Here is a 13,733-nt window from a genome sequence, read left to right as displayed (position 1 = left end):
CATGCATTTCACACGTCAGGCTTTCGATGTGTTCTGTCAGTTGTTTGGTCATTTCCGTAAGCCGGGTATTTTGCTCCAGCCGTTCCAGTAACCGCCTGGACCGCCTTGCTGGTGCCTTCGCGAATCTGCAGGATTACCGTGCCGGCGCGATTCGCCAGGTCGACCCCTTGCGCAGCGCGGTCGCGGGTGCCGTCCATGCTGTGGATAGCCTGGCGGGTTTCATTCTGGATCATCGCGATCATGCTGGAAATTTCCGTCGTGGAACCGCTGGTGCGCGCCGCCAGTTGGCGTACTTCATCTGCCACCACGGCAAACCCGCGACCTTGTTCGCCTGCACGCGCCGCCTCAATGGCGGCGTTGAGTGCCAGCAGGTTGGTCTGTCCTGCGATGCCGCGAAGGGTGTTGACGATGGTGGTGATCTGCTGCGAACGCTTGCCCAACTTGGCGATCAGTTGCGAAGAGCTATCGATGTCCGCGGCAATGTCGCGCATGCCACTGGCCGCTTGCTGGATTACCTCGGCGCGTTTTTCGGCGATGTCCCGAGTGGTCAGGGAGATGTGGTACGCCCGGGCTGCGCTGGCGGCGTCGGCGGCATGTTGTTGCACCATAGCGGTGACGTCGGAGGCGAACTTGACCACTTTGCACAGGCGCCCGATGGCGTTGTAGACCGGGTTGTAGTTGGCTTCGAGCCACACGGTTTGGCCATTTTTATCCACCCGCTCGAACTGGCCGCTGAACAATTCGCCCTGGTTCAGGCGCTGCCAGAAATCACTGTAGGCCGAGCTTCTGGCTATCTCTGCGGTGCAGAACATGCGGTGATGCTGACCCTTGATCTGCGTCAGGTATGTAGCCCATGCGCGGCAGGAAGTTTACGTTGGCAGTGATGACGGTGCCGTCGAGGTTGAACTCGATCACCGCCATGGCGCGCTCGATAACGTCCAGCAGGCTGGCCTGTTGGGCAATGGTGTGTTGCAAGGTGTTGATGCTTTTTTTGTGGGCGTTGAATAACATGTTCGGGGGCTTGGGCAAGCAAACCTCTAGGGTTTCCGTGGGTATGCGCCTGCCCCCGTAAGGCATCCGCCATACGGTTGACTTGCTCATTCTCAGCTTCCTTGTGCTGACAGGGGGGGGGACAACGGGTTCAGAGTGATCAGCCTGGCAAAACGTTCGCCCCAGGGGCAGGACCTTTTTTGGATAGCTGACCAGTCGTGGCATTGTGCTTTCTCTCGGGTGCTGAGAGGAAGATTCACACGAAGAGTCGTAGGACAACTTCAGGCGGAATGGGCGATCATTTCTTCGCTGACATTGACCCGGTTACGCCCGGTGTCCTTGGCGGCGTACAGCGCCCGATCCGCCGCATTCAGCCACATCGCGGCATCGGTGAAGAAGGGCTGGAAATCTGCCAGGCCGATGCTCAGGCTGACACGCAGCTCTGGGATCTGCGGGTTGCGATAATTGCAGACGGTTTCGCGCATGCGTTCCATCACCTGTGTCGCCTCTTCCAACGGTACTTGCGGAAGAATCACACAGAACTCATCGCCACCGTAACGCCCCGCCAAGTCGTTTTCACGCAGATTGCGCCGCAGTTCCAGGCTCAATTGGCGCAGTACGGCATCACCGACGATGTGGCCGTGGGTGTCGTTGATCTGTTTGAAATGATCGATATCGATCAAGGCAATCGTGGCGTGGCTTTGTTGCTGCTGGCACTTGTGGAACTTGAGGTGCAGCAGGTCTTTCCATGAACCGTGGTTAAGCAGGCCGGTGAGGCTGTCAGTGCGGCTGAGGGCGCCGAGCGCGCGCTTATGCTCCGACAGTTTGATCGCCAATTGGTAGCAGACCGCGCCGATGGCCATGGGGTAGAAGGTCAACATCGGCAGGCAGGTGTAAACCTGAGTGAGGCTGACATTGGGGTTGAACGTGAAGCCGAACAGCGCACCTGCGACTCCGATACCGGCGGCTTGCGCCAACAACCCGCGCAGGAACAGACGCTTGCCGCCCGCAGCGACGTTGTTCATGGTCATCATTGAAAGGATCGTCACGGTTGTCAGGGGCGTGAACTGCGTGGCCGCGGCCCAGAATCCACCACACAACGAGTCGTACAGCAAATTGCGCTGTTCAGCCTGATAGGGGAATTGCGAACGAGTCGAGAGTTGGTACGCCAGATGCGCCCAGGCAAAACCGTGGAACAGCAGGAATGCCCAGACCCAGCCCGGCATCGCGAGCGGATAAAGGGCGCCTGCGACACTGATGCAGCCGATACCAAAACCGATAATCCTTGGCTTGTAGATACGCCTGGCAAATGAAAGCCCTTTGCCTCGTCTGTTTTCCATAAATTCCTGGGGCCGTTCTTTTTCCGCGGGTGCAGCAATGTGCGTCAGCGGGTTGAACCGTTGCTCGGATAATTGTGAATATTGTCAGTGATTCGCGTGGGAATAATCAGTGTCCTTCCAAGCCATTTGTGCAGGACAGCGTGCGAACACGTCAAAAACGACCAGGAATGTCGCTTAAGCAATGGTTTGTTACTGATGACCGGGAGGCGGGACCGCGTAGCCGGCCAGGAACAGGTCAATGGCTGACTCGATAACGCTGGCCTGATTGGCCGCGTCGAGTACCGGCTGGCCCAAAGTGATCTGCGGCCAGAATGCAAAGGCTTTGAGCAGGCTCTGGATCTGGTGCGCGGCAAAGGCCGGGTCGCTGCAGTTGAGCCGGCCGTCCTCTTGAGCGGCGCGTACCCATTGGGTGAAGCCTTCTTCACGTTTGCTCAGGCGGGTGACCATGTCTTGTGCGCGCTCCGGTGAGTGGATGGTGGCGGCGATCGCGACCCGGGCCAGGTCGAGGAAATTGGCGTCCGACATCATCTTCATCTTCGCTTCCAACAACCCACGCAGTTGTTCACGTAGCGGGCGATCGCTGGCGTAGCTGACGTCGAGTTGTGCGACGCTGCTGGCCCAGAGTTGATGGAGTATTTCGGCGAACAACTCTTCCTTGCTGGGGAAGTGGTTATACACCGTGCGCTTGGAAACGCCGGCGGTGGCGGCGATCTTGTCCATGCTGGTGACCTCGAAACCGCAAACGCGAAACTCGGCGATGGCCGCTGCCACGATGGCTTCGCGTTTGCGGTCGGTGAGGCGTTGAGGGGCAGTCATGGGTAGCGCTCGGCTCTTCAGGGGAAATTACACTCGGTAGTTTACTTGCTCCGGATTTTGTTGCAATCTTGAAACTACACTGTGCAGTGTAACTTATAGCGATCCGTAGGAGTCACCCGGTAATGGCCACGATCTCGTCCCGTGTCGATTCTTCGCCAGCAGCGCCCAGGCAAGACCAGGCCCACTTCAGCAACGATGCCCCTGTGCAGCATGGTGGTTTTGGCAAGACCTTGCGTATTTTCTGGAACATGCTGTTCAACAAGCCGCGCAGCACGCGACCGGTGGGGCAGATCCCGGTGCAACCGCTGACCCGCGAGCAGTTACTGGCGGCTCCGGATCACAGCGTGTTCCGCCTCGGGCATTCCACCGTACTGCTGAAAATGCGCGGTAAATTCTGGGTGACCGACCCGGTGTTCGCCGAGCGTGCGTCACCGTTCCGTTGGGCCGGCCCCAAGCGTTTCCATCAGCCGCCCATCAGTCTTGAGGAATTACCGCCGTTGGAAGCGGTAATTCTTTCCCACAACCACTACGACCATCTCGACCGCAAGGCTGTCGTCCAATTGGCTGACAAAACCCGCTATTTTCTTGCGCCCCTGGGCGTGGGCGACATCCTGGTGAAGTGGGGCGTGGAGGCAAGCAAAGTGCGCCAGTTGGATTGGTGGCAAGGCACCGAGGTGGATGGCATTCGCTTTGTCGCCGCGCCTGCGCAGCATTTTTCCGGGCGCGGCCTGTTTGATGCCAACCAGACTTTGTGGTGTTCCTGGGTGATGATCGATGGCGCGCGGCGGATCTTTTTCAGCGGAGATACCGGTTACTTCGATGGCTTTAAGCGCATCGGCGAACAGTACGGCCCGTTTGACCTGACGTTGATGGAAACAGGTGCTTACAACGTCGATTGGCCCCATGTGCACATGCAGCCGGAGCAAACCCTGCAAGCGCACATCGACCTCAAAGGCCGCTGGCTGCTGCCGATTCACAACGGCACCTTCGACCTGGCGTTTCACGCGTGGCACGAACCGTTTGACCGCATCATGGCCCTGGCGTGGGAGCACAGCGTTTCGATTACCACGCCGCCGATGGGGCAGGCATTCAGCTTGAATCAACCCGAGCGTGGGTATGCATGGTGGTTGGAGGTGGAAACCCAAGGCGCACAGGAACACCTCGCCAACTGACGAAAGAGGTATCGGAAAAAGGAGTTATCAAGCTGTTTCAGAGCTGCGACAGGTGCCAGGCAAGGGTGCGATGATTCCCGGGAAGTCATTTCTCGGGGGCAGATCTTATGGAGAGTAAGTGTGGGAAATATTGGCAAGCGGGTATGGCGTGTCCGACAGACCAACCCGCACCTGTGCTCGCTGAACGTCCAGGTCTGGCAATTACGTCCAAGGATCATGCGAGCCTGAGAGGCATCAATTTTGGTGTCGATCCCCGCGCTCATGATCAGCCTGTGAGCAGCGTTCCGGTCCCGGGGTATGACGCCCCAGGACTTCCTCTTAAACCCCTGCGCGACCCGTCGCTGTCTCTGATTGCCTTGAGTGGTGTCGATCCTTCTGGGCCGGTGATGGTGCAAGTGCCCCTCGTCCAAAATAACAGCCCCTTTACGCCAGCCCAGGCGTTGAGCGGCAGGCGCGTGGGGTTTGCCGAGCGGTTTGCCGGCGGCCATGAACATGCGTTCATAGACCACAGCCCATCCTTCCTGAGAGCGCTGGACATCCTGTCACGGGCGGGGGCTCAGCCGGTGCCGGTGCTTGCCCACCAAGGCAATGGCCCGCAGTACACGCGCAATGAAATCGATGAACTTGTGCATGAATATCAACTGGACGCGTTGGTGTCCGACAGCCGCAGCGCCGCGTTCCATAGCGCTTGCAGGAGTGGGTATCCGGTGCTTGGCGAACCACTGGGGGATGGTGCGACACTTTGGTTCTACGGTGCGCAATGGTCGAGGGATTCGCTGAAAAGCCTGGTACAGGGGTATCGGAGCGTTCGGGATCTGATGGATGCAGGAGTGGCTACCCACAGCGTTGAATAATCCTACGTTGTAAATGACCTGCGTCGCGCTGCTGAACGGGGGATGGGTTTTTAGGCTGGGGCACGGATCAATCTGGGTCCTTCGTCATTTCTTACCCCCGAAGAGGTCTTATGTTAGGTATCGCATATGGTATGGGCTCCATCGTTCGGCAAGTCGTGCAGTCTTTTGCTGGCGACTACGCGCCCGTAGCTCCAGGTACCGAGTACCTGAGTGTCAAAGAACTCGGCACGCAAATGGCCCGGTCGGACGGGCTCACATCGGCCGATCTGGTCACTTACCTGCAGGAACGGATTCGCAAGGTGGACCCGCAACTGAGCTCCGTCATTGAACTCAACCCTGAAGCACTCGAGACCGCACGCGAGTTGGATCGTGAGCGAGCCAGCGGCAAAGTGCGCGGGCCGCTGCATGGCATTCCTATTTTGCTCAAGGACACCATTGAAACCTCAGGCATGCAAACCAGTGCAGGTGCGTATGGAATGGTCGGCGCAACGGCCGGCAAGAACGCGCCGTTGGTTGATCGCCTGATTCAGCAGGGCGCGGTGATCCTGGGTAAAACCAATATGACCGAACTGGCTGGGTTTCGAGGCGGCCCTGACGGCTGGAGTAGCCGGGGTGGGCAAACCCGCAACCCTCACCATCCTGATGCGGACGTCGGCGGTTCCAGCTCCGGTTCCGCCGCCGCAATCGCCGCTGGCCTGGCACCCTTGGCGGTGGGGGCTGAAACCAATGGTTCGATCATTGTGCCGGCAGCGTTCAATGGTGTTGTCGGGCTCAAGCCCAGCGTCGGTCTGCTGGATCGCAATGGGATTATCCCCGCGAGCCAGCGCCAGGACACACCGGGCCCGATGGCTCGCTCGGTGTTCGACGTAGCGCTGATGCTCAACGCCATGTCCGGCAGCGATCCTCAGGACCCAGCGAGTGTAGGCGCGCCCCAAGGTATTGATTACACCGAGCTACTGGTTTCGGGCGCCTTGAAAGGCAAGCGTATTGGATATCCCGCGACGTTCTCCGTACATGGCGAAACCCTGCCAGTGGTGAATAGTGTGCAATTTGGCCGGACACTTGAGGTGCTTCGCGAGCAGGGTGCGGTATTGATGCCGGTCAACATGCGCCTGGCCGATGCTTCACGCTACGACGAGTTGCTACTTTCGGATGTGAAAGAGGAGTTGAATGGTTACCTGGCCAAGCGCTCGGGCTTGCCGGTCAAGTCACTGACCGAACTGATCAAGTTCAACGATAAACGCGATGGCTCCGACGCGGATCATCAGCCAGTGCTCAAGCAAATCAGCGCTTCAACCCTGACGCTGGAGGAGCGCAAGCCACTGTGGGACGCGCTCATCCAGGATTTTCGCAGCACAGTGGACGGCCCGATCAAGTCGGAAAAACTCGACGCCATGGTCTCGGATTTCGAGACCAACAGTTACTTCGGTGTCGCAGCGGCCGGCTACCCAGGGATCGCCGTACCTTCCGGGACGAACGAGGACGGGCTACCGACCAGTGCCTACTTTTTTGGTACCCGCTGGTCCGAGCCCACTTTGTTGGCAGTGGCCCATGGGTATGAGCAGGCAGCCCAGGCGGCAATCAAGCCTGGGCTTTGACCGGGCACATAATTTCACATCGCAAATGGGGCGTCGGGTACTGCAACCGCCGTCCTGAGGTTCCCGGCGTCTTCACTCAGTGCCATGGAGGGCCGCCATGGCCTACAGAATTTACAGCCTCGGTGCAGCGGGCGCCGGTACCACGACGTTGGGCAAGGCCTCGGCCGAACGCTTGAACGTTGCCTATTTTGATTCGGACAACGTTTACTGGCAGCAGACGCCAAACTATTCCACCGTCGCACGCCCCAAAGATGAACGCATCCGCCTGCTGCAGGACCCGACCACCGATCTCGAAGGTTGGGTGCTGTCCGGCTCACTGTGCCGCTGGGGCGACCCCGTGATCCCGCACTTCACCCACGTGGTGTTCCTGCGCCTGGATTCGGAAGTACGCCTGCACCGTCGGCTCCTGCGGGAAGTGCAGCGTTACGGCGCTGAAATCCTCCCAGGTGGCAGCCGACATGAAAATAGCGTGGCCTTTCTGGCCTGGGCTGCCCGCTATGATGGCGGTAACCACAGCCTGGGTAGCTTGCGTCGGCATGAAACCTGGTTAAAGGCGCTGACGTGCCCGGTGATAGGGCTGGACTCTACGCACCATTCGGTTGAGGGGTTGGTGAGTCAATTGATGCCGTTGTTGTGCCGATCAAGCGGGAGATGATGCCTTGGGGTGTGGGCTCGGTTGAGGTCGTGTCAAACCGGCGCACACTCATCCCCCACCCGGGCGCAAACCCCGGGAAAAACACCAACCCCTCGGCCTCCAACCGAAACGCCAATGCCAGGCGGGTTTCATCACCCACATCGCGCTGGCGTTCAAACTGTTGAACCGCCTCCACCGACACACCTGCCAGGCGGGCCAGGTCTTCCCGGCTCCAGCTCAGCATCGCGCGTGCCTGTACGCTGTGTTTGGCGGTGAATTGATGCAGGACGATCTGCTGTTCTACGAAAGAGCTTATTGCCAGAGAGGACATGGGGTTTCTCCAGGGTTCGACGGGGAGGACAAACTATACTGTGTTTTTGTACAGTTGTTTTGACCGCTCATCAACTGGATATTTTTCAGCGCTTGCTTTGGACTATTTTTGAGGCTTGCAACATCGTGCCTTCGAGCTGGATCTCCGCTCGGCCGAATTGACCGCGTGGATTGCGATATTCAAACTCTGAGAGGGACGCAGGAGGGGGTGAGGGCTATTTCCGAAAGCGATTGGAAGAAATTTAAAGCGCTGAGAAAAATCGCGCTGGAGCGGTTCCACCTTGGCGTACTGAGTGACGCCAAGTCTGTCAGTGAGAACGTGCATTGTCTCCGGTCAACCGCTACAGAACGCTCTACTGCGTGGCTCATGATTTGTTGACGGATACTGAGCTTGCCGTGCTCAGCGAGGACGCTCGGGATGGCATTAGCTATGCGGTCAGGCAGCCTTATGAAATCAATTGGGTTGATGAACCTGAATCAGCCCCCTGGGTATTGGCTTAGGCGCCCTGTTTAGTCTTTAAGGAAAAACGGTGACATTGACGTTCAATTGTTCACAAGCTGCCTGTGATTTCTTCAGCCGCATTCATAAGGGCAAAAAAATCACAACGGTTCACCAAGCGCCTCCGACGCAAGCTTCAGGGGAGGATCTGCATACCAACCCCGATCAGTGGCTGGTACACGCAGCAACCGTCCAGCGTAAACATGTACTGCTGGCGATTCACTTGAAAACCCGTTATTGCATGCTGTTTTTTGACATGAAAAAAGCTGATGCCGAAGGGTTTGTGCAGACGTTTATCAACCGCTGGACAAACGGTGTCATGGATTTGGCCATGAAGGGCGGGCTACTGGACTTTGTTGATCCGCAAATCATCGAGCACTTATCGAACGATTTGCGCCAATCCTTTCTTATGCTCCAGCGCGGCGATCGCAGTGGCCAAACACACATCAATGAAGTGCTTCGATTTTTCAAATGGGATGCTGAAGATTTTGATTTTGTAAACCAGCCCTGGAGCGCTGTTCGCTACGACGCTCTTACTAATCAAAGACCTAGAAGCATCAAGCAGCAGAAGGGTTACATCTACCCCGCTGAGGAGATGTTGATTCACTGGTTGATCACCGTAGGCCGCGTGCCTGTTTCGAAAGCGGAACAGGTTCGTGAGATCTATCGGCACGCGTTACGTGCGCAGGTTGATTAAAGCCCTTCCACCCCCGGCGCCTCACGAATGATCAAGTGATCCAGATTTTCGATATTTGCGCTGAACACCCCAAATGTCTGCTCGGGATTTTTCTTGCTCGGCACCTGCTTCAGCTCCGGCGTCACCCCGTAGAAGAAGCAATACAATGCCCGCTCACTGTCCACCGCAGCCTTGATCTGCTCCAGGAACGCCGTGCGCTTGCGGTAGTTCTCAATGAGTTTCTTGCTCAGGTAAACGTTGACCGAATAAGGCTTTTTATCGAGCCACAGTTTTTTCTCGAAGTCGATGCGAAAGCTACTGGTGTAGTGCTTGATCGCCTTGATCTTGCCCCAGTAGATCAAGCCCTTGTTGTCTTGCAGGTATTCGATCTTCTTGAAAAACGTCCAGTAGGTTGCCGTGTGCTCGCCGATCTTCAACGGCATGCTTTTGAGCTTGTCCTTGTCGTTGATGTTGGACACATAGCATTCCACTGGGTGGGCAAAGACGCTGGTTTTGTCTGGAGTGCTGTCGTTGGTGCTATGGGATGTGGACACACGAGTTGAGGGTGTTTTCGCTGCATCTTGAGGGATGTTTCCCTCCGTGCCAGTCAGGGGCGCCTTGCGCTCGTACTGACGCCGCGTAAGCACAAATTCCGATGGGAAATTTTCCTCGCGCTCGTCGTCACCTTCACCCGTAGTGGTTTTGTGCGTGCTGGCGTAGCGGCAGCCGTCGATATGCTGGGTGCTGGTCTTGTTCTTGAAATGCGGCGTGCGCTGATAGTTAATGTTCTTCGCGTTGAAAGTGCTCAGCGTATTGCCGCCCGTATCAAACGTCGCGCGGCAGGCATCGTTGGGGCACAGGAAGCTGTCCTTGTCTGAGTCGAAATCAGCGGTTTCGTCGAAATTCAGGTCTCGTACGTCGTAAATCGATAGCTTGTCGTCGAGACTCAGGCTGTAGGCCGTGTCGAATTTCATGGGGCTCGGGTCCGTGAGATGAGTAGCGCGATACTACGCAAATATCAGCCCTATGGAGATCAAAAATGTGGGAGCGAGCCCCTCCCACATTAGATGTGTAGTGTTGGGGGCGGCGGGTTCTCAGCCACGCGTCGCCCACTCATGAAGCACAAGGTGCCACCGATTACTGTGAGTGCACCAAGGGTATAGAACATGCTGGCAGGCTGCGCACTCCACGCCATCCGGCCACCCGTTCCACGCTCATCCGGCCAGGCACTCCGAGCGCAGCGACGCAGGTTTGCATTGTTAGTCTGAAGTCCCTGTCGTCGTCAATTTCGTTGCGCGTCTGCGCATCGATTCGCCCTTCAGTTCTATCCGATAAGCGTTGTGCACCAGCCGGTCGAGGATCGCGTCGCCCAAGGTCGGATCGCCGATCAGCGCGTGCCATTTGTCCACTGGCATCTGGCTGGTCACTAACGTCGAGCGGTTACCGTATCGGTCGTCCAGCAGTTCAAGCACGTCCACCTCACCACTGCTTTCAACCTGATCCTGCGCCACAACGCGCCGAGAAACCCTTTGGTAAAAGCCTTTGCCAGAGCCCTGGGCGTAGACCTCAAAGCCACTATCTGACGCTACTGCCAAGCACCTTTCCACCTAGCGACAGAGATCAAATGTGGGAGTTGTCGACCCCATCAACCTGTATCCCTCTATACGAGCCGTTATCGTTTTCAACGTGAATGGTGGATTTATTAGCAAATTTGAGTATGCATTAGCGTTTTCGTGGTCACGAAATTATCGTTTTCGCCTACTATCTCCTGATAGTTATCGTTTTTTAGTTCTCGTTAGGGGATTCGACAATGCAAGTAGGCTTCAAGGCACTCGCTGACCGCTACCGTATCGCCCTTGCACAGCCGCTACGCGTCGAATCGGTAATTGGTACGACACGTATGACCCACGAGAGCAATGGACATGTCGAACGCAAGTACCCCATCAGCTACCAGCCGTCGGACGACTTTGCGGGGCATTTCGAGTTCGGGCTCAAGTATGAAGAAATTCATCTTGAATTTTTCGCTCGCTTATTTGCTGCCGCCGGCCCCGAACCCGTTGAAGCCTGGTGCCGGCAAACGCCCTTTGGTCAATATGCCCGCCGCACCGGATTCCTTTACGAATGGGTAACCGGACGGCAGCTTGATGTGCCAGACGTCACCAATGGCGGCTATGTCGATGCTGTTTCATCGCAGCATTACCTGACCCGCGTTGAGCCTCTAAGGATACGACGCTGGCGCATCAACGATAATCTTCCCGGCGTGCCAGCGTTCTCCCCTCTGATCCGCCGTACCGAAGCTGTACAAGACGCGCTGCAGTTTGATCTGGGTGCAGCACTGCGAGAACTGAACCAGACCTTTGGCGCCGATATCCTGATGCGCACGGCAAGTTGGCTGACGTTCAAGGAGTCGCGTGCCAGCTTTTTGATAGAGAGAGAGGCAGACAAAGCCGACAGGATCCAGCGGTTTGCCCACGTGATCGCCAAATACTGTGGCCATATCGAGGATCCGTTGAGCAACGAAAGCCTGCACACGTTGCAAGCCGGTATTTTGGGAGACGAGGCTCTCGGGCTGGGCTTGCGGCGCTCGCCGGTCTTTGTGGGGCAGGCGACCATGCGCGAGGACATCGTGCACTACATTGCGCCGCAATTTGAGGTGCTGACGCAACTGCTCAATGGCTTGAAAGCATTCGAGCTGGCAACACGAGGTTCTGAGTCGCTGGCCCGGGCAGCTGTAATCGCTTTCGCCTTCGTGTATATCCACCCCATGCGGGACGGCAATGGTCGGATCCATCGCTTTCTTATCAACGATACCTTGATCCGTGATAATGCGGTGCCTGATGGCGTGATCCTGCCGGTATCAGCCACGATTACAAGTTCGATTGATTTTCGGGCGCGTTACGATCGCACGCTGGAGGTGTTTTCGCGACCATTCATGCAACGCTACGCCGCGTCTTATCGGTTTGGCGAACTCGTCGTCTACGATGACGGCACCCGCAGCAACCTGGTCTTTGATGACTATGAAGATGCGCAATTCGCGTGGCGCTATCCCGATTTGACTGAGCATGTCCTGTATACGGCACAGGTTGTGGCGCATACGGTCCGTACAGAGATGGCTGATGAGGCGCGTGTATTGGTCATTTTTCAGCGCGCTCAGGAGCAGCTCAAAGAAGTGCTGGAAATGCCGGATCAGGACGCAAACCGCGTCATTCGCTCGCTAAAGGAAAATGGCTGGCAGATATCGGCGAAATTGAAAAAAGCGTATCCGCAGTTGGAAGTTGCTCACTTAGCCGAACGGGTAGTGGAAGCGGTGCGATCCGCATTTGAAGAACAAGAATCGGGTAGCGTTAACGAGTGATCGGGATGGGCCTATGCGGCCACTCAACCCCGGGCACCCCATGCTAGTGCGTTACCCAGTCTGACACCGATCAAACGGTGGGAGCTGTCGAACCCCAGCCATGCTGCGATGGGATCACCTCGATCCCCCCCGCCAACCCCAACCCCCCGCATCACCGCTTCAACCGACCCCGATTTTTCTTCTTCGCATGAAAATGCCGAAAATGCGCATCCTGCGCCGCCGCCAACAATTCTCGATCTCCGCGCGTATCGCCCCAGGCCCTGAGCCGATAATCCCCCAGGTCTCCGTACACTGCCTCAAGGCGCAACACCTTGTTCTTACACCGACAATTATTCCCGGTCAGGCGCCCGGTCAGCACCCCATCGACCACCTCAAGCTCAGTCCCGATCAACTTGATCCCGAGCCGGTTGGCAAACGGCTGTAACACCAACGCCGGCGAAGCCGAGCACAACGTCACCTCAGCCCCGGAGCCCAACTCCTGCTCCACCGAAAGCACCCCGGACGGCCGCATCAACCGCGCCCAATTGCGCTGGCAATACTCCTCGGCCTTCTGCTGCACCCACGCCTTCTCCACCCCGGTCATAAAGGTGCGGATCAACTGCGCCTTCAACTCATCCCGGCTGATCTGCCGCAACAAGAAACGCAGCCCAGGCACGGCCAGTTTTACCATCCGGCCATAAAACTCGCCGTTTCCGAAGGCAAACTTGAGGAAGGGCACGAAACTGTCGTGGTGGGTCAGGGTGCCGTCGAAGTCAAAGACGGAAAGTACTTTGGCGTCGATGGGGCCGGCTTCGAGCATGTCTGGGGTCACGGGTTGGCCTCGGTCCTATCTAATATTTTTAGGTGCGTGTCAGGTGTTACAGCGGGAGATTACTCCCGTGCCAATCTTTGGACTTTTGTAGAGCCCGTCGATGAAGGCTACCTATCACTTTATCGGTGCAACACTGATGGCAATTGGGATGCAAGGCTACAGCATTGCTCGTACGATCCGAACCCTCTCGGCGAGGTGGTTAGCGCGATGTGCTTCAAGCAATGGCGAATCAACGCACATAAAAAAGCCCTGAACAAGTCAGGGCTCCTTGATGTTGCTTGGCTTAGGGATCAATCCCAGCTCAACGCGCCGCCAGTCTGATACTCGATCACACGAGTCTCAAAGAAATTCTTCTCTTTCTTCAAGTCCATGATCTCGCTCATCCACGGGAACGGGTTGGTGGTGCCTGGATACTCTTCTTTCAAACCAATCTGCGACAGGCGACGGTTAGCGATGAACTTGAGGTAGTCCTCCATCATCGCCGCATTCATGCCCAGCACGCCGCGCGGCATGGTGTCGCGAGCATATTCAATCTCCAGTTGCGTCCCTTGCAGGATCATCTGGGTCGCTTCTTCCTTCATCTCGGCATCCCACAAATGCGGGTTTTCGATTTTGATCTGGTTGATCACATCGATACCGAAGTTCAGGTGCATCGACT

General features: G+C 56.9%; 14 protein-coding genes and 2 pseudogenes. 7 read left to right on the top strand and 9 right to left on the bottom strand.

Annotated elements, in window-relative coordinates; genetic code table 11:
- Positions 1-8 precede the first annotated feature (8 nt).
- The 4 genes from AACY44_RS07495 to AACY44_RS07485 form a co-directional block, all read right to left on the bottom strand.
- Positions 9-812 carry a methyl-accepting chemotaxis protein gene (locus AACY44_RS07495; protein ID WP_445261111.1) on the bottom strand — a complete coding sequence of 268 codons (804 nt, stop codon included), beginning with the start codon at positions 810-812 and terminating at the stop codon, positions 9-11.
- Complete coding sequence (locus tag AACY44_RS27670) at positions 769-1,101, bottom strand: hypothetical protein (protein WP_445261112.1); 333 nt, start codon at positions 1,099-1,101, stop codon at positions 769-771. Before AACY44_RS27670 ends, AACY44_RS07495 begins: the two co-directional genes overlap by 44 nt.
- A 170-nt stretch (positions 1,102-1,271) precedes the next feature.
- Positions 1,272-2,330: a diguanylate cyclase gene (locus tag AACY44_RS07490; protein WP_339417062.1), complete on the bottom strand. Its 1,059-nt coding sequence runs from the start codon at positions 2,328-2,330 to the stop codon at positions 1,272-1,274.
- Between the two features lie 189 nt (positions 2,331-2,519).
- Complete coding sequence (locus AACY44_RS07485) at positions 2,520-3,146, bottom strand: TetR/AcrR family transcriptional regulator (protein ID WP_339417061.1); 627 nt, start codon at positions 3,144-3,146, stop codon at positions 2,520-2,522.
- Between the two features lie 122 nt (positions 3,147-3,268).
- On the opposite strand from AACY44_RS07485, the gene AACY44_RS07480 reads away from it, so the two are divergent.
- The 4 genes from AACY44_RS07480 to AACY44_RS07465 all read left to right on the top strand — a co-directional run bounded on the left by AACY44_RS07480 (position 3,269) and on the right by AACY44_RS07465 (position 7,425).
- Positions 3,269-4,318 (top strand): MBL fold metallo-hydrolase, encoded by a 1,050-nt coding sequence (locus AACY44_RS07480; RefSeq protein WP_339436054.1) that lies wholly within the window; start codon positions 3,269-3,271, stop codon positions 4,316-4,318.
- Positions 4,319-4,590: 272 nt separating this feature from the next.
- Entirely contained in the window at positions 4,591-5,172 is a 582-nt protein-coding gene (locus AACY44_RS07475; protein ID WP_339455850.1) for a hypothetical protein, read from the top strand.
- Positions 5,173-5,282: 110 nt separating this feature from the next.
- Complete coding sequence (locus tag AACY44_RS07470) at positions 5,283-6,770, top strand: amidase family protein (protein WP_339417057.1); 1,488 nt, start codon at positions 5,283-5,285, stop codon at positions 6,768-6,770.
- 97 nt (positions 6,771-6,867) lie between these two features.
- A complete protein-coding gene (locus AACY44_RS07465; protein WP_339417056.1) occupies positions 6,868-7,425 on the top strand; it encodes a hypothetical protein in 558 nt (185 codons plus the stop codon).
- Here AACY44_RS07465 and AACY44_RS07460 read toward each other — a convergent pair.
- On the bottom strand, positions 7,355-7,735 hold the full coding sequence (locus AACY44_RS07460) for a helix-turn-helix domain-containing protein (protein WP_339529997.1): 381 nt from the start codon (positions 7,733-7,735) through the stop codon (positions 7,355-7,357). The two genes, AACY44_RS07465 and AACY44_RS07460, sit on opposite strands and share 71 nt — an antisense overlap.
- A gap of 529 nt (positions 7,736-8,264) precedes the next feature.
- Between AACY44_RS07460 and AACY44_RS07455 the strand changes: the two genes are divergently transcribed.
- Positions 8,265-8,930, top strand: a complete 666-nt coding sequence (locus AACY44_RS07455) for a DUF6933 domain-containing protein (RefSeq protein WP_339421353.1) — start codon at positions 8,265-8,267, stop codon at positions 8,928-8,930.
- Here the strand turns inward: AACY44_RS07455 and AACY44_RS07450 are convergent.
- Together AACY44_RS07450 and istB are read right to left on the bottom strand one after the other, a co-directional pair.
- Positions 8,927-9,883 (bottom strand): hypothetical protein, encoded by a 957-nt coding sequence (locus AACY44_RS07450; RefSeq protein ID WP_339421352.1) that lies wholly within the window; start codon positions 9,881-9,883, stop codon positions 8,927-8,929. The two genes, AACY44_RS07455 and AACY44_RS07450, sit on opposite strands and share 4 nt — an antisense overlap.
- A gap of 285 nt (positions 9,884-10,168) precedes the next feature.
- Positions 10,169-10,384 (bottom strand): annotated as a pseudogene (istB, locus tag AACY44_RS07445) (IS21-like element ISPre4 family helper ATPase IstB); the annotation flags it as partial.
- On the opposite strand from istB, the pseudogene AACY44_RS07440 reads away from it, so the two are divergent.
- A pseudogene (locus tag AACY44_RS07440) lies at positions 10,376-10,492 on the top strand (LysR family transcriptional regulator); the annotation flags it as partial. The pseudogenes istB and AACY44_RS07440 sit on opposite strands and share 9 nt — an antisense overlap.
- 227 nt (positions 10,493-10,719) lie before the next feature.
- Positions 10,720-12,264: a Fic family protein gene (locus AACY44_RS07435; protein WP_339436058.1), complete on the top strand. Its 1,545-nt coding sequence runs from the start codon at positions 10,720-10,722 to the stop codon at positions 12,262-12,264.
- Between the two features lie 151 nt (positions 12,265-12,415).
- Here the strand turns inward: AACY44_RS07435 and AACY44_RS07430 are convergent, their stop codons facing one another.
- Both AACY44_RS07430 and AACY44_RS07425 read right to left on the bottom strand, forming a co-directional pair.
- Complete coding sequence (locus tag AACY44_RS07430; RefSeq protein WP_339428509.1) at positions 12,416-13,063, bottom strand: HAD-IB family hydrolase; 648 nt, start codon at positions 13,061-13,063, stop codon at positions 12,416-12,418.
- A gap of 302 nt (positions 13,064-13,365) precedes the next feature.
- Positions 13,366-13,733, bottom strand: a 368-nt coding sequence (locus AACY44_RS07425) for a ribonucleotide-diphosphate reductase subunit beta (RefSeq protein WP_073525043.1), incomplete at its 5' end; no start/stop codon positions are given.

Source organism: Pseudomonas sp. RA_15y_Pfl1_P11 (genome assembly GCF_963970975.1).
Taxonomy (GTDB): domain Bacteria; phylum Pseudomonadota; class Gammaproteobacteria; order Pseudomonadales; family Pseudomonadaceae; genus Aquipseudomonas; species Aquipseudomonas tritici.
Note: the sequence above shows the minus strand (reverse complement) of the source record. Positions and strands in the feature narration are given on the sequence as shown.